The organism is Ornithinimicrobium flavum, from assembly GCF_004526345.1.
In the GTDB taxonomy this organism is placed as follows: domain Bacteria; phylum Actinomycetota; class Actinomycetes; order Actinomycetales; family Dermatophilaceae; genus Ornithinicoccus; species Ornithinicoccus flavus.
On record NZ_CP038213.1, the window covers coordinates 1,168,560 to 1,188,691 of the forward strand.

At 73.4% G+C, this 20,132-nt stretch carries 19 protein-coding genes and 1 pseudogene; 10 read left to right on the forward strand and 10 right to left on the reverse strand.

All coding sequences use genetic code 11. From position 1 onward, the window contains the following. Positions 1 to 8: 8 nt before the first annotated feature. Genes E3Z34_RS18620 through E3Z34_RS05505 form a run of 3 tightly spaced genes read right to left on the reverse strand, consistent with a single transcriptional unit; the run spans position 9 to position 2,556 of the window. Entirely contained in the window at positions 9 to 854 is an 846-nt protein-coding gene (locus E3Z34_RS18620; protein WP_238695367.1) for an FHA domain-containing protein, read from the reverse strand. Continuing rightward, the gene (locus E3Z34_RS05500) at positions 851 to 1,993 is read right to left on the reverse strand and encodes a hypothetical protein (protein WP_134772791.1); all 1,143 of its coding nucleotides are present in this window, start codon (positions 1,991 to 1,993) and stop codon (positions 851 to 853) included. Before E3Z34_RS05500 ends, E3Z34_RS18620 begins: the two co-directional genes overlap by 4 nt. After that, positions 1,990 to 2,556, reverse strand: coding sequence for a hypothetical protein (locus E3Z34_RS05505; protein ID WP_134772792.1), 567 nt, complete (start codon positions 2,554 to 2,556; stop codon positions 1,990 to 1,992). Before E3Z34_RS05505 ends, E3Z34_RS05500 begins: the two co-directional genes overlap by 4 nt. 123 nt (positions 2,557 to 2,679) lie before the next feature. Between E3Z34_RS05505 and E3Z34_RS05510 the strand changes: the two genes are divergently transcribed. From E3Z34_RS05510 to E3Z34_RS05520, 3 genes are all read left to right on the forward strand, one after another. Beyond that, positions 2,680 to 3,111 (forward strand): OsmC family peroxiredoxin, encoded by a 432-nt coding sequence (locus E3Z34_RS05510; protein ID WP_134772793.1) that lies wholly within the window; start codon positions 2,680 to 2,682, stop codon positions 3,109 to 3,111. A 49-nt stretch (positions 3,112 to 3,160) separates the two neighbouring features. Further along, positions 3,161 to 3,910 (forward strand): 3-oxoacyl-ACP reductase FabG, encoded by a 750-nt coding sequence (gene fabG, locus E3Z34_RS05515; RefSeq protein ID WP_134772794.1) that lies wholly within the window; start codon positions 3,161 to 3,163, stop codon positions 3,908 to 3,910. Positions 3,911 to 4,064: 154 nt separating this feature from the next. Beyond that, positions 4,065 to 5,294, forward strand: a complete 1,230-nt coding sequence (locus E3Z34_RS05520) for a cell wall-binding repeat-containing protein (RefSeq protein ID WP_158288608.1) — start codon at positions 4,065 to 4,067, stop codon at positions 5,292 to 5,294. On the opposite strand, the gene E3Z34_RS18625 is transcribed toward E3Z34_RS05520, so the two are convergent. The 4 genes and pseudogenes from E3Z34_RS18625 to E3Z34_RS17965 form a co-directional block, all read right to left on the reverse strand. Then, complete coding sequence (locus E3Z34_RS18625) at positions 5,284 to 5,511, reverse strand: hypothetical protein (protein WP_238695544.1); 228 nt, start codon at positions 5,509 to 5,511, stop codon at positions 5,284 to 5,286. The genes E3Z34_RS05520 and E3Z34_RS18625 overlap by 11 nt on opposite strands. Positions 5,512 to 5,584: 73 nt before the next feature. After that, positions 5,585 to 5,764 (reverse strand): annotated as a pseudogene (locus tag E3Z34_RS18630) (hypothetical protein); the annotation flags it as partial. Next, complete coding sequence (locus E3Z34_RS05530) at positions 5,761 to 6,774, reverse strand: hypothetical protein (protein WP_134772796.1); 1,014 nt, start codon at positions 6,772 to 6,774, stop codon at positions 5,761 to 5,763. The pseudogene E3Z34_RS18630 and the gene E3Z34_RS05530, both read right to left, overlap by 4 nt. A gap of 830 nt (positions 6,775 to 7,604) precedes the next feature. Continuing rightward, entirely contained in the window at positions 7,605 to 8,480 is an 876-nt protein-coding gene (locus tag E3Z34_RS17965) for a hypothetical protein (RefSeq protein WP_194092437.1), read from the reverse strand. A 242-nt stretch (positions 8,481 to 8,722) separates the two neighbouring features. Here E3Z34_RS17965 and E3Z34_RS05540 point away from each other — a divergent pair, with 242 nt between their 5' ends. The 6 genes from E3Z34_RS05540 (at position 8,723) to E3Z34_RS05565 (ending at position 14,371) form a co-directional block, all read left to right on the forward strand. Beyond that, positions 8,723 to 9,712, forward strand: coding sequence for a methionine ABC transporter ATP-binding protein (locus E3Z34_RS05540; RefSeq protein ID WP_238695368.1), 990 nt, complete (start codon positions 8,723 to 8,725; stop codon positions 9,710 to 9,712). Further along, positions 9,709 to 10,368, forward strand: coding sequence for a methionine ABC transporter permease (locus E3Z34_RS05545; RefSeq protein ID WP_134772798.1), 660 nt, complete (start codon positions 9,709 to 9,711; stop codon positions 10,366 to 10,368). The genes E3Z34_RS05540 and E3Z34_RS05545 overlap by 4 nt, the downstream gene beginning before the upstream one ends. Before the next feature lie 161 nt (positions 10,369 to 10,529). Further along, positions 10,530 to 11,378, forward strand: a complete 849-nt coding sequence (locus E3Z34_RS05550) for a MetQ/NlpA family ABC transporter substrate-binding protein (protein ID WP_134772799.1) — start codon at positions 10,530 to 10,532, stop codon at positions 11,376 to 11,378. A gap of 49 nt (positions 11,379 to 11,427) precedes the next feature. Further along, entirely contained in the window at positions 11,428 to 12,267 is an 840-nt protein-coding gene (locus E3Z34_RS05555) for a MetQ/NlpA family ABC transporter substrate-binding protein (RefSeq protein ID WP_338043783.1), read from the forward strand. A gap of 40 nt (positions 12,268 to 12,307) precedes the next feature. Further along, positions 12,308 to 13,258: a hypothetical protein gene (locus E3Z34_RS05560; RefSeq protein WP_134772801.1), complete on the forward strand. Its 951-nt coding sequence runs from the start codon at positions 12,308 to 12,310 to the stop codon at positions 13,256 to 13,258. Positions 13,259 to 13,261: 3 nt separating this feature from the next. After that, complete coding sequence (locus E3Z34_RS05565) at positions 13,262 to 14,371, forward strand: serine/threonine-protein kinase (protein WP_134772802.1); 1,110 nt, start codon at positions 13,262 to 13,264, stop codon at positions 14,369 to 14,371. A gap of 36 nt (positions 14,372 to 14,407) precedes the next feature. Here E3Z34_RS05565 and E3Z34_RS05570 read toward each other — a convergent pair whose 3' ends face one another. Then, positions 14,408 to 16,444, reverse strand: a complete 2,037-nt coding sequence (locus tag E3Z34_RS05570; protein WP_134772803.1) for a vWA domain-containing protein — start codon at positions 16,442 to 16,444, stop codon at positions 14,408 to 14,410. A 25-nt stretch (positions 16,445 to 16,469) separates the two neighbouring features. Further along, positions 16,470 to 18,383: a vWA domain-containing protein gene (locus tag E3Z34_RS05575; protein WP_158288609.1), complete on the reverse strand. Its 1,914-nt coding sequence runs from the start codon at positions 18,381 to 18,383 to the stop codon at positions 16,470 to 16,472. 209 nt (positions 18,384 to 18,592) lie between these two features. Between E3Z34_RS05575 and E3Z34_RS05580 the strand changes: the two genes are divergently transcribed. Beyond that, positions 18,593 to 19,144: a helix-turn-helix domain-containing protein gene (locus tag E3Z34_RS05580; protein WP_134772805.1), complete on the forward strand. Its 552-nt coding sequence runs from the start codon at positions 18,593 to 18,595 to the stop codon at positions 19,142 to 19,144. Between the two features lie 31 nt (positions 19,145 to 19,175). Here the strand turns inward: E3Z34_RS05580 and E3Z34_RS05585 are convergent, their stop codons facing one another. Then, positions 19,176 to 20,105, reverse strand: coding sequence for a hypothetical protein (locus E3Z34_RS05585; RefSeq protein WP_134772806.1), 930 nt, complete (start codon positions 20,103 to 20,105; stop codon positions 19,176 to 19,178). Between the last annotated feature and the right edge of the window lie 27 nt (positions 20,106 to 20,132).

The following is a 20,132-nucleotide window of genomic DNA, read 5'->3' on the forward strand; positions in this document are numbered from 1 at the left end:
CTCACACGCTAGTCCGCGCGCCGCACCATCAGCCGGGTCCACCCGCCGAGCAGCACCCGGTCGTCCTCGTCGATCCGCACCCGGACGCCCTGCTCCAGCGGACGCTCGGGCGCGGGCAGCCCGACCGTGGTGACGTAGGTGCCGTTGGAGGTGTCGAGGTCCTCGACCCACCACTGGCGCCCGTCGGTGGTCAGCTGGGCGTGCCGCACCGAGACCCCCGCGTCGGTGCCGGCGTCCAGATCGGGGCGCAGCCCCTGCTCGAGGTTGGTCCGGCCCAGGACGAAGGTCCGCCCACCGACGAGGGGCACCACGGTGGGCGCACCGGCGTCGGGCACGGGCTGGTCGCTCTCGCGCGTGGCGGCCCAGGCGTGGTCGACCCAGATCTCGGCGACCCACTCCCCGTCCCACCGGCGGGAGGGCGGCAGTGTCTGCGGCTGCTCGTGGGCGACCCACTCCTGCTCCGGGGCGGGAGGCGCCGGCGGCGGGACGTCCGGACGGTGCTGGAGGTCCGCGGGGTCCAGCCCGATCTCCTCCGCGGTGGTCGGCAGCTCGACGTCGTCGGCCCCGCGGCGCGGCGTGATGTAGGCCTGGTGCGGCTCGGCCGCCTGCAGGTGGGTGGCGGGGGAGGGGTACTCGCCGTCGCCGTTCTCGACGGCCTCCTCGTCGACGACCGGAGGTGCGGACACCCCCGTGACGAAGTCGTAGCCGCACGACCCGCAGAAGGGCACGTCCCCGACGCTCGTCGCGTGACACTCGGGGCACTCGCGGGAGTCCTGCGGGTCGTCGCCGACGGGCTTGGCGGGGGCGGTGCGTGCCGTCTCCTCCGAGGGCTGCCGGGTCTCGTCCGCGGTCACGACCCGGTCCTCAGCTCGCCGAGGTAGGCCTCCTGCGCCGCGACGAGCGCGGCCGCACGGCGGACGTCGGCGGGCCGGGTGTGCAGGCACTCCTTGGCCGCGGTGAGCATGCCGGCCAGGTCCACGCTCGTCGGCGCCCCGCAGCCGGCGAGGGTGCTCGCCAGCCGCTCCGCACGGTCGGCCAGGTCGGCGTACTCCGCCAGCGCCGCCGCATACGTCGAGTGCGCCTGCTCGAGCGCCCGGGCGACCCGCTCCAGGTTGCTCACGTAGGCGTCCAGGTCCGGACCCTCCTCCTGCGGCACCTCACCCAGGGCCTCCACGTCGGGGATGCCGAGCCGGGGCGCCGGGTTGACCGCGTTGAGCACCTTCTCGGCCAGGGCACGCACAGCCTCCCCGCGCGCCAGCAGGTGGTCACGCTCGGCCACCGCCTGCTCGCGGTCAGCCCGGTCGTGGGCCGAGGAGGCCCGGCTGACGATGACCTCACGGTCCATGGCGGCCAGCGCCCCGATGACCCCCGCGAGGTCCGGGAGCGCGCTGTCGTCGTCCCGCTCGCGCAACGCGTCCAGCCCTTCCTGCAGCGCCCCCAGCCGCTGCTGCAGGTCCTCGTCCGGCTCGCCCTCGCGCTCCTCGACCCGCTCCCGCACCCCGTCGAGGTAGGCCTGCGCGTCCTGGACGCGCTCGGCCATGGGGATGTCGTCCTCGTCGGCGCCGATCCGCCCGCGCAGCGACGCCGCGAGGGCGTCGGACAGGCGCAGCGCGTCCGGCAGCGGCAGGGCGAGCGCCTGGGCGTCACCGTCGGGCATCTCCAGCACCCCCCACACCAGCTGGCCGACCCAGCCGCGCTGGTCCTCGTCGAGCTGCGGGTCGCCGGCCTCACCGGTGTGGCCGGACTCCCAGGTGGCCAGCAGCAGGTCGTGCCGCTGCGCGATCGCGTGGTAGAGCGTCATCGAGTGGGTGAGGTCGTGCTCGAGCGCGTCCCGGTCGTCGTGGGCGCGGGTCAGCTCGTCCAGCGCCCGCAGCTCGTGCTCGCGTCGCAGCCGCCACCGGGCCAGCTCCGAGACGTAGCGGTTGACCGCCCCGGTCGGGGGGTGGTCCCCCGGCTCGGAGGGCGGGGGCGGGGCGACGGCATACCTGGTCACTGGTCCTCCGGGACGTGCGTGGGGTCGGGCTGCTCGGGCACGGGCATGCGAGGTATGCCGTCCGCCCCGACCTCGGCGCCCGCGCGGGCGGCGGTCTGCTCGTCGGTGGCGGGGCCGGTGGCCAGGATGAGGTGGGCGACGTCGGTCGCCGACGGGAAGGTGTCGGTCACCACGGACAGCTGCCGGGCCAGGTCGTCCCCGGCGCCGCGGGAGGCGGCGTCGAAGGCGTGGTCCAGCGTGAGCCCGAGCAGGTCGAGGTCGTCGACGAGGCCGAGCAGGGCGGAGCGCTCACCCTCGAGGATCCGGCCCTCGGCGTACGGCCCGGGGAGCCGGTTGTAGGCCTCCACCCGCTCCGCGGTCCACATCAGGGTCCTGGCCACGACCTCGCGGGCGGCGGGGTCGTCCTCGCGCTCGCGGGCCAGGTCGAGCAGGTCACCGGCGCTGGCCAGGACCCGCTGCACGCGGACGGCGAGCACGGGAGGCGTCGGGGCGTCGGTCAGCAGCGGGGTCTGCTCGGCCAGGGCGGCGCGCAGCTCGTCACTGTCCGGGACGTCGTCGGTCACGAGTGCTCCTCACGGGTCGGACGCCCCATTGTGCCCCCAGGGGACGGCCGGGAGGGAACGGGCTACGGTGCGGAGGACGGCGTCGCACCCGCGGCGCCCACCCGAGGACAAGGAGCATCCACCATGCCCGCACCTGTGACCAGCAAGGCCAGCACCACCTGGCGCGGAGACCTCTTCACCGGCGACGGCACCACGAGCCTCGACAGCTCCGGCGCCGGCACCTTCCCCGTGGAGTGGAACGCCCGCGCCGAGGGCTCGGACTCCACGACCACCCCGGAGGAGCTGCTCGCCGCCGCCCACGCCACCTGTTTCTCGATGGCCTTCTCCAACGAGCTGAAGAAGAACGGCACGCCGCCTACCGAGCTGCGCACCACCGCCGAGGTCACCTTCGTCGCCGGCACCGGCATCACCGGGATCGCGCTGACGGTGGACGCCCGGGTGGAGGACGTCGACGGGGAGACCTTCCAGACGATCGCGCAGGGTGCGAAGGAGAACTGCCCGGTCAGCCAGGCGCTCAAGGCCGTGGACATCACCCTGGAGGCCACCCTCGCCTGACGGGCGACCGCGTGGCTAGGCTGCCCGGACCCACCCAGGAGGAGAGCAGATGTCGCGCACGGCCGTCGTCACCGGAGCAGCACGAGGGATCGGGGCGGCGGTCGCCGCCCGGCTGGCCACCGACGGGTATGCCGTGGCGCTCGTCGACCTCGACGCCGGGGCCGCGCAGGCCGCGGCGGAGCAGATCGTCGCGGCCGGCGGTCGGGCGCGGGGGTTCGGCGCCGACGTGGCCGACGAGCAGGCGGTGGCCCGGGTCGTCGAGGAGATCACCGCCGAGCTCGGCGCGCCGACGGTGCTGGTGAACAACGCCGGGATCATCCGCGACAACCTGCTCTTCCGGATGTCGGTGGAGGACTGGGACGCGGTGATGGGGGTGCACCTGCGCGGGGCGTTCCTCATGTCCCGGGCCTGCCAGGGGGCGATGCGCGAGGCGGGCTGGGGCCGGATCGTCAACCTGTCCTCCACCTCCGCGCTGGGCAACCGCGGCCAGGCCAACTACTCGGCCGCCAAGGCCGGCCTGCAGGGGCTGACCAAGACCCTGGCGATCGAGCTGGGCCGCTTCGGCGTCACGGTCAACGCCATCGCGCCGGGCTTCATCGCCACCGACATGGTCCGGGCGACGGCCGAGCGGATGGGGGTCGGCTTCGAGGAGTTCTGCGCGGGCGCCGCCGAGCAGATCCCCGTGGGCCGGGTGGGCCAGCCGGAGGACGTCGCGGCGGTCGCGTCGTTCCTGGCGGGGGAGGGCTCCGGCTACGTCTCCGGGCAGGTCATCTACGTCGCGGGCGGCCCGAAGGCCTGAGCAGCCGCTCGGTTCGTGCGGTGCCGGAATGACGGAGATCACAGGAACGAGCTCTCCCCGTCGACCCGCCGTGCGGATAGCCTGTGCCTGCCCCAGGCATCGGCTCAGCGCAGACGTTTGTGGTCACCGTCTCCTGCCCCGGAAGGCCCTGCCGATGTCCGTCCCGCGCGCTCTCGCGACTCTCGTCTCTGCGGCTCTCCTTGCTGCCGCCGTCTCGGCCCCGGCGACCGGTGCCGACGCCCGCGCATCGACAGCTGGACCCCCGCTCGACGGGACGTCCAACGGGCTGCCGGCACTCAGCCCGGCTGAGGCCGACGCCATCCGGGATCACGCCGTCCGCGCCCTCGAGGGGCGGCCGGGCGCCGTGGCCGCGGCCGTCGCGGACGACACGTTCCCCGTGAACCCCATCGTCACGCGGCACTCCGGCATCGACCGGTACGCCACGGCAGCATCGCTGGCGACCGACATCTGGGGTGACATCCTGTGGGCCGATGTCGATGGCACCCCCTACCCCTTCGACAAGGTCGTCTTCGTCGCGAGCGGCCACGACTTCGCCGACGCCCTGTCCGGCGGGCCGCTGGCCGCCCTCCACGGAGGGCCGATCCTCCTGACCCGCAAGGACGGCCTACCGGGTGCCGCCCGGAATGCTCTCGCAGCCCTGGAGCCGGACCACATCGTCGTGCTCGGTGGGTCGGGTGCCGTGAGTGACAGCGTCGTCTGGGAGCTGGCGCAGTTCGTCCCCGAGCTGCAGCGTGTCAAGCGGATCGGCGGGAAGGACCGGTACGACATGTCGGCCAACCTCTCTCGTGACATCTTCATCAACGGCTTCGGCGAGCGGGCCTACGTGGCGCTCGGCACGAACTGGCCCGACGGGCTGGCCGGTGGTGCTGCTGCCGGGTGGGAAGGGGTCCCGCTGCTGCTCACCAGGAAGGACAACGTGCCCGGGGTGGTGCTCGAGACGCTGGCCCTCTTCCAGCCCGCGGAGATCGTCCTGCTCGGCGGCACGGCGGCGGTGAGCGACGCGGTGCAGGAGGAGCTGGAGATGATCGCCCCCGTCGTGCGCGTGGGGGGCGCGGACCGGTATGCCGTGGCCGCGAACGCGGCGTACCTGCACGACACGCAGCACGGAGCGACGGTCGCCAGCGGCCAGAACTGGCCGGACGCCCTGGCCGGCAGCGCCTACGCGGGCCTGGTCGGGGACAAGGTCCTCCTGTTGCGGTCGAGCGGTGTGCCGACCGCGACCCGGCAGGCGGTGCTGGACCAGGCGGCCGTCTTCGTCGAGGCCCTCGGCGGCACCAACGTCCTGCCGGAAGCGGTGCTGGACGAGCTGCGCGCTATGACGGTGCAGGTGCCTGCGGGGGCGCAGGCGAGGCTCACCGGGTAGTCGGCCCGGCTCGTCCGGTGGACGCCCGTCCGCGGCGGGTGCGCCAGGACCTTCCCGGGAACGGCTGGTCGGAGAGGACGGGCAGCTCGACGAAGTCCTCCACGAAACCGGTCCGGGCGAAGACGGCCCGGACCGGCTGCGGCATCCGGGCGATCCCCTCCGTCTGCGCGAGGTCGCGCGGTGGGCCCAGCTCCAGCAGTCGCCCGCGCAGGTGCACGCGGCACCGGCCCGCGGGCCCGGATGTTCCGCAACCACTGCACCCGAGGGCCGTAGGTGAGGGCGACCGTCACCAGGTCGCCGTCGCGGAAGGCCAGGAGCGGGGTGTGGCGCACCGTCCCCGTCCTCCTCCCGACGTGCTCGAGGTCGGCGAAACGGGCCCAGCCCGGCCAGGTGGATGAGGACCGGGTTGGCGTAGTCCCGGACGAACGGGGTGAGCGACAGCGGTGCCGGCACGAGGACGGTCGGCTCACTGGTAGCTGATGAAGTCCGGCGTAGGCTCCACCAGGCGCATGGTCTCCTCGGCCGAGAGCATCGGGACGTCCTCGTCGTAGAAGTTCTTCCAGCCCCAGTGCTCGATCGACGGCGCGTGCTGACGCAGGGTGCGCCAGGTCGTCTGCTTGTCCGGCTGCACGCCCTGCCCGTCGACGTGGATGAGCACGGCGAGCTCCTCGCGGGAGCGGTCGACCTCCTCCACGTCGGGGATCATGCGGTTCTGGAACATGTGGAGGACGAGGACCTTCTGCGGCAGGTCGTTCTCCCGCGTGAGGTCGGCCAGGTAGTCCACGACCTCGTTGACCTCGCTCGCCTCGACGTGGCCGATCCGCGCCAGGTGGACCTCGTCCGGCCCGATGCGCCACTCGGGGTCGAGCGCCAGGCCGACGTGCGGGCGCAGGAGCAGCTCCTCGTAGAGCTCGGCCTGGGTGCGGAAGTCGGTGCGGCCGGGCTGCAGGTCGAGGACGACGTAGTGGCCGTTCTCCTCCGCGAGGTCGACCAGCGGTTCGAGGTCGACGACCGGGATCTCCTCGGAGTAGTTGCCGTCCCCACCGGGTCCGGCGCTCGCGACGGTCACGATGATCTCGTGCGTCGGGATGACCGGCTCGTCGGTCAGGTCGGCGTACCACCCGGCGTGCTCCTCGGCCCTGGCGATGGTCTCCTCGACCGGCTGCTCGCCGAGGACGCCCAGGGCGCCGGTGCTGGGGGTGCCGTAGAGGGCGACGTAGGTCTTGCCGGGGAGCACCAGCTGGCCGCCACCGGGGAGCTCCACCCCGGTCCTGGCGGTGTCGACCTTCCACGCCAGGTCCTCCGACCCGCCGAAGCCGTCGCCCAGGCCCAGGACGGCGCCGCCGTCGGTGCCCGCCAGGGCCTGGACGGTCCCGCTGTCGGCCCGAGGATCGGTATGCGGCCCCACCAGGACCCGTGCCCCCGCCGCCCGGGCGGTGCCCAGGGCCGCCAGCGCCGCCGGGTCGCCGTCGGTGAGCACCGTGACCTCGCCCGTCGGCTGGGGGGCCAGGGTCGGCGGCAGCTCGTCCCGGTCGGAGCTGAGGGCGGGGGAGCGGTGGACGCTGCGCCGTCCCCGGGCGCCGTGGTCGCGGCCCCGTCGGGTGGGGCAGCGGCGGCGGTGCTGCCCGCCGGCACGAGGAGCTGGGGGGTGGTCGGGTCGAGGTCGAGCACCCGCTGGGCGGCCTCCTCCTCGGCGACCGGCACGGGCCCTCCGTCGAGGCCCAGGAGGTCCGCCAGCTCCTCGTCCGAGCCCGGCACCACGACATCGATCCCGGGGTCGGCCACCGGCCCCAGCGCCAGCGCCACCTCGGCACCGAGACGCTGCAGCTCCTCGGCGGCCCCTGGCCCGTCGACGACGACCGGCACCCCGAGCGCGACGGCGGCGGAGGCGGCCCGGAGACCCTCGTCCGCCGCGGCCAGGACCACGACCGGCGCGCTGCCCACGAGGGCCCCGGTCATCCCCGTCGCGAGCGCCTCGGGCGAGGAGCCGGGCAGGACCGTGGTCTCCGCGGCCGGCTCCAGCAGCGAGGCCACCAGGGGGTCGGGGTCACCACCCAGGCCCAGGAAGCCGCCACCGCCCCCGTCGCCCCCGCCCTCGGCGCCGGCTCCGCCGTCGGTGCGGCTCGCGCCGTCACCCCCGCCGCCGAGGTCGCACCCCGCGAGCGTCAGCGCACCCACGCACGCGACCGCCACCCACACGCGATGTCGCCGAGAGCTCACGACTGACCTTCCCTGACCGGTTCTGGCACTGGGTCGACGGTACCGGCCCCGCCGCGCCCGTCCGGGAACGGCGCGCGGCGCCTCCCGACGTCAGGTGCGGTCGCGGCCGTCCGGGTCCCGGTCGTCGCCCGCGGGACGGTCGGTCCCGCTCGGCGGGCTGGCGTAGGGGTCGCTGCTGGAGGGTCCACCCGGCGCCGGCCAGGACTGACCGGAGGACGGGGGAGGAGGCGCACCCTGCCCGTACCCCTGCTGCCCGTACCCCTGCTGGCCCTGTCCGTACCCCTGCTGGCCCTGCCCGTACCCTTGCTGGCCCTGCCACCCGGGGGTGTCCTGCGTCTGCCCGTAGGCCGAGCTGTCACCGCCGTAGCCGGAGCCGTGGCCGCCATACCCGCCGGGGCCGACGGGCTGCTGGAGCGCGCGGCGGTCCCGGCCGCGCCCGACGAGCCACAGGATGAGGCCGATGAGGGTGAGCAGGCCGAGCGGCAGCAGGGCGAGGAAGCCCAGGCCGGCGGCGATGATGCCGCCGAGCTGGTCGGCGCTGAACCCGGGGGTGAGCATGGCGTCGCCGCCCTCGCACTCGAAGCTGTGCTCGCCCGCGCTGGTCGCCGTGAAGGTGCCGACCAGCCCGAACTCGGTGTCCTGCAGCGCCGAGTCGGCCATCTCGTCCCCGCCGTCCAGGGACGTCGTGGAGCCGTCGGGCAGGGTCACCGTGCAGGAGATCCCGGCCGCGCCGGACTCCGTCACGACCATGCGCGTGGCGCCCTCCTCCATCGTCACCGACTGGGCTCCGCCGGCCAGGGAGACCGACTCCGACTCCATCTGCTGGGCCATGTCCACCGTCCGGCTCACCCCCCACGCGGCGAGGATCCCGGCCAGGACCGTGAGGATCAGGCCGATGAGGAACATCCACTTGCCGGCCGTCGTCATCCCGCTCCGGCGGGGTGCTGGCTGATACCCGTAGCTCATGCCCCGACCTTACGGCCCCGTCCCACCCCTGGGGTGCTGCGCCGACTCCCGAGTGTGTGATGCGCCACACCGTGAAAGGGTGCGGTCTTCACGGGGTGCGACTAAGAGACGAAGGTTCTGCGGCAACTTGTCGTGACGCAGCGGCTGTCCTCGGTATGGCGTGGGCAAGATCCGCCTTGGGCCCAGCGATCTTCGGTGTCAGGGTTTGGTCGGACCGGCACGACCGACCTAGCGTCGTCCCCGTGATCAGCCTCGACCAGGTCAGCAAGACCTTCCCCGCCACCCGCCGCACCCCGCAGGTCGACGCCCTCGTCGACGTGTCGATGCTGGTGGAGACCGGGCAGGTCATGGGCGTGGTCGGGCCGTCCGGGTCGGGCAAGTCGACGCTGGCCCGGTGCATCAACCTGCTGGAGCGGCCGACGTCCGGGACGGTCACCGTCGACGGCACCGAGCTCACCGCCCTGCGGCGCGCGGACCTCAACCAGGCCCGACGCTCGATCGGCATGATCTTCCAGCAGTTCAACCTGCTCGACTCCCGCACGGCCCTGGCCAACGTCGAGCTGCCGCTCGAGCTCGCCGGTCTGCCCGCGGCCGAGCGCCGCACCCGGGCCTTCGAGCTGCTCGACCGCGTGGGGCTCGCCGACAAGGCGCACACCCACCCCGCCCAGCTCTCCGGCGGGCAGCGGCAGCGCGTGGCCATCGCCCGGGCGCTCGCGCCCCGGCCGAAGGTGCTCCTCTGCGACGAGGCGACCTCGGCCCTGGACCCGCAGTCCACGGCCTCCGTGCTCGGGCTGGTCCGCGACCTCACGGCGGAGCTCGGCCTGACGACCGTGCTCATCACGCACGAGATGGACGTCGTCAAGGCCGTCTGCGACAGCGTGACCCTCCTCGAGGACGGCGTGGTCGTCGACGCCGGCGCCCTCACCGACCTGGCCTCCCGATCCGACAGCCCGCTCGCGACCCGCCTGCTGCCCCCGCTCTCGCACGAGGACCGGCACGGCGTCGTCGAGCTCACCCTCGCCGGCGACGGCGTCGACGCCGTCCTCACCGACCTGGCCCGCCGCTTCCCCGTCGAGGTCCACGTGCTGGAGGCGGCCGTGCAGCGCTTCGGCGGCCAGCGCTTCGGTCGCGTGCTGCTCCGGCTCGGTGGCCCCGACGCCGCCGTCACCGCGGCCACGGCATACCTCACCTCCCACCGCACCCCCGTCCTCCAGGCAGGAGACGCCGCATGACCAACTGGGACCGCACCGGCCCGGCCCTCGTCGACGCCACCTGGGAGACCCTCTACATGGTGGGCGCGTCGATGGGGCTGTCCCTCCTGCTCGGCATCCCGCTCGGGGTGCTGCTGGTGCTCACCGCGCCCGGCGGGCTGGACCCGCGTCCCGGGCTCAACAGCGTCCTGGGCGGTGCCGTCAACATCGGCCGGTCCGTCCCCTTCATCGTGCTGCTCGTGCTCGTCGCGCCCCTCACCCGGCTCGTCACCGGCACGACCATCGGCTCCACCGCGACGATCGTGCCGCTGACGATCGCGGCCGTCCCCTTCTTCGCCCGCCTCGTCGAGGCCTCGCTGCGCGAGGTGCACCCCGGCAAGGTCGAGGCCGCCCAGGCGATGGGTGCCCGCCGTCGCGACGTCGTCCGCCGCGTGCTGCTCCCGGAGGCCCGACCCGGTCTGGTCGCGGCCGCGACCGTCACCCTCATCGCGCTCATCTCCTACTCCGCCATGGCCGGTGCCATCGGCGGCGGCGGCCTGGGCGACTTCGCCATCCGTTACGGCTACCAGCGCTTCAACACCGAGGTGACCCTCGCCTGCGTCGCCGTGCTGCTCGTGATGGTGCAGGGCGTCCAGTGGTACGGCGACCGCCTCGCGCGCCGCCTCGCCCACCGCTGACCGGACCGCCCCCCCACCCCCAACCGGACGCGCGTTCCTGCCAGACCGGACGCGCGTTCCTGCCAGACCGGACGCGCGTTCCTGACGCTTTTCCACAGGCCCCGGCTCGACCGGGCGCAGCCGCACCGCCGACCCACCCCATACCCCTGCTGAGGAGAGCCATGCCCCGCACCGCCCTGCCCCTGCTCGCACTGACGTCCACCCTCACCCTGGCCGCCTGCGGCGGCGCGAGCCCCGACCCCGCAGGCACCCCGGAAGCAGCCGGCACCGCAGCGGCCGGCCCGGACCGGGTCACCGTCGCGGTGACGCCGGTGCCGCACGCCGACATCCTGCAGTTCGTCGCCGACGAGCTGGCCCCGGAGGCCGGCCTGCAGGTCGAGATCGTCGAGTTCACCGACTACGTCCAGCCCAACGTCGCCCTCGACGACGGCTCGGTGGACGCCAACTACTTCCAGCACCGTGTCTTCCTCGCCGACCAGATGGGCCAGGGCGGCTACGACTTCGTCTCGCTCGGCAGCGTCAGCTTCCAGCCGATGGGGCTCTACTCGGAGAGCCTCACCGACCTCGCCGACCTGGCCGAGGGCGCGACCGTCGCGATCCCGAACGACCCCGTCAACGGCTCGCGCGGCATCGACCTCCTCGTGCAGGAGGGGCTGGTCACCCTGGCCGCCGACGCGCCCGAGATCCCGACCGTGCTCGACATCGAGGACAACCCGAGGGGTCTGCAGTTCGAGGAGGTCGAGGCCGCCCAGCTGCCGCGCTCGCTCTCCGACGTGGACCTCGCGGCCATCCCCGGCAACTACGCCATCGGCGCCGACCTCAACCCCGGCCGGGACGCGCTGGTGACCGAGGCCGTCGACGGCACCCCCTACGCCAACCAGTTCGTCGTCCGCGCCGGTCGGGAGGACGACGAGGCGCTGCGCACCCTCTACTCCCTGCTCACCGGCCCCGAGGTCCGCGACCACATCGAGCAGACCTACGACGGCGCGGTCGTCCAGGCCACCCACTGACCGCCCTGCCCGCAGAACCCCACCACCCCATACCCAGGAGATGACCCGTATGTCGCACCACCGCACCCTGATCCCCCTGCTCGCCGCCGCCGGCGCCCTCACCCTCGCCGCCTGCGGGGGTGACACCACCGCCGACGACAACGCCGCGGCCACCGGCGGCCAGGGCGAGTCCGTCCTCACCGTCGGCGCCTCGACCGTGCCTCACGGGGAGATCCTGGAGTTCGTCGCCGACGAGCTCGCCGCCGACGCCGGCCTGAGCATCGAGATCGTGGAGTTCACCGACTACGTCCAGCCCAACGTCGCCCTTGACGAGGGTGCGCTGGACGCCAACTACTTCCAGCACCAGCCCTACCTCGACCAGCAGGTGGCCGACGCCGGTTACGACTTCGTGGCCCTGGCGCCGGTCCACCTCGAGCCGCTCGGCCTCTACAGCGACTCGGTCGCCTCGGTGGCGGAGATCCCGGACGGAGGCACCGTCGCCATCCCGAACGACCCCACCAACGGCGGTCGCGCCCTGGCGCTCCTGGCCGAGCAAGGCCTCATCACCCTCGCGGACACGCAGGCCAGCCCGACCGTGCTCGACATCGAGGACAACCCCAAGGGCCTGGAGTTCTCCGAGATCGAGGCCGCCCAGCTGCCCCGCTCGCTGGCCGACGTCGACGCCGCCGTCATCAACGGCAACTACGCCATCGAGGCCGACCTGTCGCCGGCGGAGGACGCGATCGCCGCCGAGTCGGCGGAGGGCAACCCCTACGCCAACCTGCTGGTCGTCCGGGCCGAGGACGAGGACGACGCGGCGCTGGCCACCCTGGCCGAGCTCCTGCGCAGCGAGGAGGTCGCCGCCTTCATCGAGGAGAGCTACGCCGGGGCGGTCGTCCCGGCCCGGTGAGCCGGGTGGTCTGTCCCCACGCCTCGGTATGGTGCCGGGCGTGGGGACCCACCAGGACGAGGACGAGGTCAGGCGACTGACCTACGGCAGCCTGCGCTGGCTGCTCGTGCTCCTTCCGGCCGTGCTCTTCGTCGTCTCGGTCGGGACGGCGGTCGTGCAGGGCAGCCTCGAGACCTCGATCAGCGCCTACTACGGCGGGCCGGTGCGCGACGTCTTCGTCGGGGTGCTCATCGCCGTGGCGGTGCTGCTCGTGGCCTACCAGGGCAGCACGACGATGGAGGACTACAACCTCAACGGCGCGGGGTTCTACGCGATCTTCGTGGCCCTCGTCCCGACCGGGCTCGAGGGGATCCTGGAGGACCTGCGGCGCGGCGACGGGCTCTCACCCGGCGGCGTCAGCCCGGTGGAGCTCGTGTGGAGCCTGCGGATCAGCCTCACCGTCGTGCTGGTCCTCTGCCTGTGGCTCCTGGTGCAGGAGCTGCGCGCCACGGAGCGGATGCGCCAGCTGGTGACCGGTGACCGGATCGCCCTGGTCTTCGTGGCCGTGACCGGTGGGACGCTCCTGGCCTTCCTCGCCCTGGCGATGTGGCAGCTGTGGGTCCCGCCGGCCGACGAGGTGACGATGGGCGGCCTCTCGCTGACCGGGCTCCCCATCGTCGGGGACCTGCAGGTGCGCATCCACGACCTGGCCGCCATCTTCCTCATCTGCGCGCTCGCGGTGGCGGTGTGGAGCCACGCCTGGCCCCGCACCGCCGCGCGCCGCTCCGGCGAGCAGCTGGAGGCCCATCAGCTGATGCACCTCACCGGCTACCGCGTGATCTTCGTCCTCATGGTGCTCGGGCCGCTCCTGGCGTGGGCGGCCGCGGCGGCCCTCGCCCCCGGGAGGACGGTGATCCTCCTGGAGTGGTGGGAGATCGGGCTGTTCTGCCTCTTCTGGGTGCTGGAGACCCGCCGTCAGGCCCGGGTCGGGGGGCCGTCTCCTAGGGTGTGACCCGTGGGAGAGGTCCTGGGCGGTCGCTACGAGCTGGTGGACCCGTTGGGCGAGGGCGGGGCCGGGGTGGTCTGGCGCGCCTGGGACCACCGGGAGCTCCGGTATGTCGCCGCCAAGGTGATGCGTCAGGCCGACGCCCACTCGTTGCTGCGCTTCGTCCGGGAGCAGGCGGTGCGGATCGGGCACCCGCACGTCCTGACCCCGTTGGGCTGGGTCGGGGAGGACGACCGGGTCCTGCTCATCATGCCGATCGTCGACGGCGGCTCGGTCGCGACCCTCGTCGGCGACCACGGCCCGCTGCCGCCGGCGTGGGTCGCCACCCTGCTCGACCAGCTCCTGGCTGCCCTCGAGCGCATCCACGCCGAGGGCCTCGTGCACCGGGACGTCAAGCCCGCCAACCTCCTCCTGGACGCCACCGGCACCGGGCTGCCCCGCGCCCGGCTGGCGGACTTCGGCATCGCGGCGGCTGTGGACCAGCCGCGCCTCACCCAGGTCGCCCACGTCGTGGGGACGGTCGGGTATGCCGCACCCGAGACCCTCAGCCCGGGTTGGGATCCCGACCCGCGCGCCGACCTCTACGCCGCAGGGATGACCGCAGCGGAGATGCTGCTGGGGGAGCGGCCGGGGGAGGCGCAGGGGGCCCGGGTGGGGGTGGTTCATGCCACTTCAGCCCCGGTCGCGGACCGTACCCGCGACCTGGTGGTGCACCTCACCCGCGACCTGGTGCGCGCGCACGTGCCGACACCGTTGCTGTCCGTCGTGCTCGATCTGGCCGCGCCCGACCCGCTCGATCGCTACCCCGACGCGGAGGCGGCCCGCGCCGCGCTCCGGGGCACCGGGCTGGTCGCGGACGCGTCGACGTGGGACGCCGGAGAGGTGGAGGTCTTCGACCACGTGCCGCCTCTGCCTGAGGGCTGGGGGCAGAGCGGCCCGGCTCCGGCTTCGGGGCCGGAGCCGCGGCGCGGTGCGTCGGCGGTCTCCACCCGGCCCGGGGTCCTTCCGGCCGCGGAGCCGGTGCCCCGTCCCGCGGCCGTCCTCCGGACCGGTGTCCTGATGTTGGTCGTCGGGCTGATGCTCATCGGCGCCGCCGTGCTCGTTGCGCTGCTCGGCTGACCGGGGCCCTGGGAGGGCAGCGGTGGGCTGTGCCCCTCAGGCGGTGGGGCCCCGACGGGTGGCGAGGAGGACGATCCCTGCTCCGGCAGCCAGCACGCCGCCACCCCCGAGCGCCCAGGGCAACCAGCCCCTGTCCGCCCCGTCCGAAGGGGTGACCTCCGGGTCGGGGCCGCCGTCGGGCGCCTGCCCGACGTCCGCGGGCGTGGCTGCGCCGGTCGAGCCCGTGTCGCCGACGTTCGCCTCCGTCGTGCCAACCCCGGCGTCACGACCATCGGCGTCGCTGGTGGTGGCCGCCCGGTCGGCAGCGTCCGAGGCGAGGTAGGTCGGTTCCCCGTGCGGCTCGCCCACGACCTGGACGGTGAAGGTGAATGGCTGGGGGACGGCGTCGACGTCGATGCTGGAGCTCAGCCCCACGGTGACGTAGTAGTCACCGGCGCGGTCGGCCGCCCCGCCGTTGACCCCCTCGAGGCGGTTCCAGTAGCGGACCTCGGCGGTCGTGGCGGTGGCGCGCACCGTGTCGTTCCAGACCGCGATGGCGCGGCTGCTGGTGCCGGCCGTGTCATTCGGCTCGGTGACGTTGCCGCGGTCGGGACCGAAGAGGTGGAGGTCAGCGGGGTGCAGCTCCCTCTTCATGTGCTCGGCGAGCTGCCCGTCCGGCTGGGGGAACTCGGCGACCGCCTCCAGCCGCTGGCCCCACCCCACCGGGATGCGGTAGACCAGCACCTCACCGGGGAGGATGTCAGCGGCATACGTGACCCCGGGCTGGATCGGGACAGCAGCGGCGAAGGACGTCCCGCCGACCAGCGTCTGCTCAGGCTCACCCAGGTCCGGGCCCTCGAAGCTGGCGGAGGTGTCCGGCTCGGGGAGCGGGGACGCGCCGTCGATCGGGGGCTCCTCCGTGATCACCAGCTCGATTGTCTGGTCGGCGAGCAGCGCAGCCTGCAGGACCGGGAGATGCGCACGAGGACGTCCTCGTCGGTGCCGCACGCCGGCCGCTCGTCGTTCGCGAACGCCGAGGCGAGGCGCTCCGAAGCCGTTACCACCGTTGGAGGTCCAGACCAGCGCGTTGCGGTGGTCGCAGAGGTTGACGGTCTCGGTGTCCAGGCGCAGGTTGAAGGTGCCGGTGCTGACGTCGCCGTTCGGGCGCATGGTGGCGCCGACCCGGACGGTGGAGTTGGGGACCGTGCGCTCCACGCGGTACCACTTCGCGTCGCCGCTGTCCGGGTCGGGGAAGGTGTCCAGGTATCGCCCCTCCGCCAGCACCGGTGCGGTGTCCTTGTCGTAGCTGCCCTCCACGGGGGTGCCGCCGAACTCGAACGGGCGGAACGCGCGGGTGGAGATGCGGGTGAGGGCGGTGGTGAGGGTGTCGGTGTCGGCGGCGTCGTAGTAGGTGCCGCCGGCGGCGTCGGCGATGCACTGCAGCTGGGTGCGGGTCTGGTCGTCGGCGCCGAGGCCGACGGTGTGGACGACGAGGTCGAGGCCGTCGGCGGACAGCTGCTCGGCGATCTCGCACGGGTCGGGGTCGCAGGTGGCGATGCCGTCGGAGACGAGGACGATGGTGCGGTTGCCGTCCGGGCCGAGGTCGTCGGCGGCCTGCTGGAGGGCGTGGGCGATGGGGGTCTCGCCGAGGGGGGCGTAGTCGTCGACGGCGGCCCCCAGGGCCTGGGCGTTGTCGCTGCCGATGGGCACGACGAGCTGGCTGTCGGTGCACTTGGCCTCGGTGGGCTGGTCGGGGGCGACCGACCCGCCGAAGACCCGCAGCCCCACCTGCTGGTCGCTGCCCAGGTCGTCGATGACCTCGTGCAGGGCTGAACGGGCGGCTCCGATCTTGGGCTCGCCGGTGGCGTCGGGGTCGGCCATCGACCCGGAGGCGTCCAGCAGGAGCAGGAGCTGGGCGTCGCCGTCAGGCTCGGGGGTGGCGGCGTCGTCGGTGGCGGAGGTTGCTGCGGTGTCGATGGCGGTGGTTCCCGAGGCGGGAAGCGTGGTGGCCGTCGCCGACAGCGGCAGCGCCAGCAGCAGTCCGGCGGTGGCCAGAGCCAGGGCTCGAATTCGGGGCAGGGTGGTGCGGACCATGGTGCTCCTTCGTGCTTCGTCGAGGTCAGCGGCTGGTCGAGCTGTTGCGGGTGGCGAGCAGGGCCGCGCCCGCCCCGGCCACGACGACCCCGGCACCACCGAGGAGCCAGGGCCACGGCACACCCGGGTCATCATCGACCGTCCCCGCAGGAGCGGCGTCAGCACCGGCTCCGTCGTCGCTGCCGGTCACCGTCGACGACGCCCCAGACGGGTCCGCGGCCGACGCACCTGCGGTCGCTCCGACCTGTTCCGTGGCGGCGCCCTCGTCCGCCGAGGGGGGCGCGCCGGCCTCGACATACTCAGGGGCACCGCTCACATCGCCGATGACCTGCGTGGTGAGGGTGAACGGGACCGGGAGCAGCAGCTCGTCGTTCGAGGTGAGACTGACGGCCACGATGTAGTCCCCTGCGAGGACGGCCCCCCCGTCGTTGCCGGAGGCATGGTTCGCCCACCGCACCACTGGCGTGGTGGCCGCAGCCTGCACGGCGTGGTCGGCCTGCATGATGGCCCTGGCCTTCAGGTCTCCGGTGTCCGCGAGCACCGACCGGGCTCTCGCCCGGTTCGGGCCGAGGAGCTCGATGTCGACGATGTCGCTGACCGGTCCCGTCGTCTCGGCCAGCAGGCCCGTCGGCTCAGCGATCTCCAGGAGCGCCTCGAGGCGCTGGCCGTGCTGCACCGGCACGCGGAAGAAGACGATCTCGCCGCGGGTGAGCTCCGAGGAGTACGTCCTACCTGCTTCGAGCAGTGGGGCGTCGTTGAGGGAGCTGCCGGCCACGACCTCGTCGACCGGGCCGCCGGGCGCCGGCCCCTGCCACTCGGGGAGGTCGGCGCGGGGCGGCAGGTCAGCGATGTTGGTCACCGGTGGCTCCTCGATCACCACCAGTTCGTAGGGCTCGCCAGCGATCGCCTCAGCGCCGCCGTTCTGCGGGTAGACGGAGAGCACCAGCTCGGAGGCGGTGCTGCAGTCCTCGTCCGCGTCGTAGCCGCCGAAGCGGGCCGAGCTGGTGCCCGTGGTGCCGAAAGAGTTGCCCGACCCTCCGCTCCACGGCATGCCGACATTCATGCCGCACACATCTCCTGCGTGCGTGGTCAACGTGACGTCGTAGCCGGACAGGCCACCACGATCGGGCCGCATCGTCGCTCCGGCGTGGAGGATCGAGCCGGGGATCTCCCGGCGCAGCAGGTAGTGCTTGGCCTGCTCCTTGCTCAGGGCGAGGGTGTCGGTGTACTGCCCCTGCGTGAGGACGGGGGCATCGGCGATCTGGACGGTGCCCTCGACCGGCGTCCCGGTGATGGTGAACGGTCGGAAGGCGCGGGTGGAGATGCGGGTGAGGGCGGTGGTGAGGGTGTCGGTGTCGGCGGCGTCGTAGTAGGTGCCGCCGCGTGCGTCGGCGATGCACTGCAGCTGGGTGCGGGTCTTGTCGTCCGCGCCCAGGCCGACGGTGTGGACCACGAGGTCGAGGCCGTCGGCGGACAGCTGCTCGGCGACCTCGCAGGGGTCGGGGTCGCAGGTGGCGATGCCGTCGGAGACGAGCACGATGGTGCGGTTGCCGTCCGGGCCGAGGTCGTCGGCGGCTTGCTGCAGGGCGTGGGCGATGGGGGTCTCGCCGAGCGGGGCGTAGTCGTCGACGGCGGTGGACAGGGCCTGGGCGTTGTCGCTGCCGATGGGCACGACGAGGTCGCTGTCGGTGCACTTGGCCTCGGTGGGCTGGTCGGGGGCGACCGACCCGCCGAAGACCCGCAGCCCCACCTGCTGGTCGCTGCCCAGGTCGTCGATGACCTCGTGCAGGGCTGAACGGGCGGCTCCGATCTTGGCCTCGCCGGTGGCGTCGGGGTCGGCCATCGACCCGGAGGCGTCCAGCAGGAGCAGGAGCTGGGCGTCGCCGTCAGGCTCGGGGGTGGTGGCGGACGTCGGCAGGGTGCCTGCCGTGGCCGACATCGGCAGAGTCAGCAATAGTCCTGCCGTCAGAAGGGCAGCAGAGCGCCGAGTGAGCTCAGTCATGGTCTTCCCCTGGTGGTTGGCGTTTACGAAAGTAAATTTACCTTGTTTACGAAAGTAAAGTCAAACCGCTGCCGGGCCCCTGTGCCCGACCTCGGGCCTCACCCTAGGGTGGGGGAGACAGCCGCACGAAACGCAGGAGGTGAGCCGTGGTCGACGACACGCGGCGCAACATCGCCGCACAGGTCGAGATGTATGGCGAGCCGCTGGCTCGGGTCTTCGGCCGGCTCGTGGAGCAGCTCGGGATGACGCAGGCCGCGCTGGCCCGGACGCTCGGCATGTCTCCAGCCATGCTCAGTCACCTCAGCTCAGGCACCCGGGTGAAGATCGGTAACCCGGCCGTGCAGCGTCGCCTCGACGAGGTCCGGACGCTCGCGGAGCAGATGGACAGGGGAGAGGTGCCCCGGGACGAGGTCCAGCCGCGGCTGGACGGGATCCGTGACTCGACGGGCTCCTGGACGGCTACCCGCCATGACATGCCCGCCCAGGACGCGACCGACCGCGACGCCACTGAGGCGGCGACGGTCAGGGCACTGCTCCGCCTGACGGGGCCGGTCCCACAACTTCGGGCCGCCGTCGCGCTGCTCGAGCCGGAGCACCCGCAGCTGGCCGACCTGGTGCGCACCTACGGCATCAGGTCCCTGGACGACGCCACCGAGCACCTCCGACGCCACCGCGATCGGCTTCACCCGGAAGCGTGACCTTCCGGACGTGGTCGTTCGGGCTGGAAGGCTAGCTCCGGTCGTCGTCCTCGTCCACGAAGATGAGGGCCCCGGAGTCGACCAGCTCCTGGATCTGCTCGTCGGACATGGCGGCGAGCTCATCCTCGGAGACCTCGACGTAGTCGTCCTCCTGGGCGTCGCCGCCCAGCTCTCCGATGCCCCTTGCTTCGCCCGTGCCCTCGTCCCCGGGGCCCCCTGCGTCGCCGGAATCCGCGGCCACCCCGCCGGGCGTCTGGTCCGGTCCCGCCCCGCGCCTGCTCTCGCCGGCCTCGTCCTCCCACCACTCGTCCGCGCCCTCCGCGGGCGGTGCGGCGTCGTCGAGGTCCTCCTCCTCCGGCTCCTCGCCCCCGCGCAGGAAGAGCAGGAGGACGCCGCCGATCAGCATCATGGTCAGACCCAGGAACGTGCCGAGACTGCCCAGGGCCAGACCTCCGAGCCGGGCGATCGCGGAGGCGGGCCCGACCTCGGGGGCCACGACCACGCCGAGACCGTCGCAGTCCAGCTCGTGCTCCCCGGACTCCTCGGCGACGAACGAGCCGACGACCTGCAGGCGCGCCAGGGTCGTGTCGATCCCGACCCGGCGCCCCTGCTCCGCGAGCGACTCGAACGGCACCTCCCGCGTGGGCCCGGTCACGGTGCAGGAGATCTGGTCGACCGGGGTGGGGACCAGCTCACCGGGTGCCACCAGACCCCCGGTGACGTAGAGCGTCCGCTCGTCTCCGTCCTGCAGCGTCACGGTGGCGGACCCGTCGAGCAGCTCGGCCGAGTTGGACTGCAGGTGGTCCAGGAGGCTGCGGGTCGCCCAGCCGGCCAGCAGGGCCACGACCAGCGAGATCACCGTGAGCACGGTGCCCAGGCGGACGAGCTGGCGGCCGGATCGGCGCAACCGGCCCCGGTTGACCCGACCGCTGTCGGTGGACGGGTGGTCGTCGGTGGGCATGGTCCGACTCTAGGCCGCGCGACGCTC

What these genes read in the sequence shown, in the direction of transcription:
- E3Z34_RS05555 (WP_338043783.1), top strand. Translation starts at nt 11,428, where the DNA reads ATGTCGCACCACCGCACCCTGATCCCCCTGCTCGCCGCCGCCGGCGCC.
- E3Z34_RS05520 (WP_158288608.1), top strand. Translation starts at nt 4,065, where the DNA reads ATGTCCGTCCCGCGCGCTCTCGCGACTCTCGTCTCTGCGGCTCTCCTT.
- E3Z34_RS05575 (WP_158288609.1), bottom strand. Translation starts at nt 18,383, where the DNA reads ATGTCGGCCACGGCAGGCACCCTGCCGACGTCCGCCACCACCCCCGAG.
- fabG (WP_134772794.1), top strand. Translation starts at nt 3,161, where the DNA reads ATGTCGCGCACGGCCGTCGTCACCGGAGCAGCACGAGGGATCGGGGCG.
- E3Z34_RS17965 (WP_194092437.1), bottom strand. Translation starts at nt 8,480, where the DNA reads ATGAGCTACGGGTATCAGCCAGCACCCCGCCGGAGCGGGATGACGACG.
- E3Z34_RS05550 (WP_134772799.1), top strand. Translation starts at nt 10,530, where the DNA reads ATGCCCCGCACCGCCCTGCCCCTGCTCGCACTGACGTCCACCCTCACC.
- E3Z34_RS05585 (WP_134772806.1), bottom strand. Translation starts at nt 20,105, where the DNA reads ATGCCCACCGACGACCACCCGTCCACCGACAGCGGTCGGGTCAACCGG.
- E3Z34_RS05510 (WP_134772793.1), top strand. Translation starts at nt 2,680, where the DNA reads ATGCCCGCACCTGTGACCAGCAAGGCCAGCACCACCTGGCGCGGAGAC.
- E3Z34_RS05570 (WP_134772803.1), bottom strand. Translation starts at nt 16,444, where the DNA reads ATGGTCCGCACCACCCTGCCCCGAATTCGAGCCCTGGCTCTGGCCACC.
- E3Z34_RS05545 (WP_134772798.1), top strand. Translation starts at nt 9,709, where the DNA reads ATGACCAACTGGGACCGCACCGGCCCGGCCCTCGTCGACGCCACCTGG.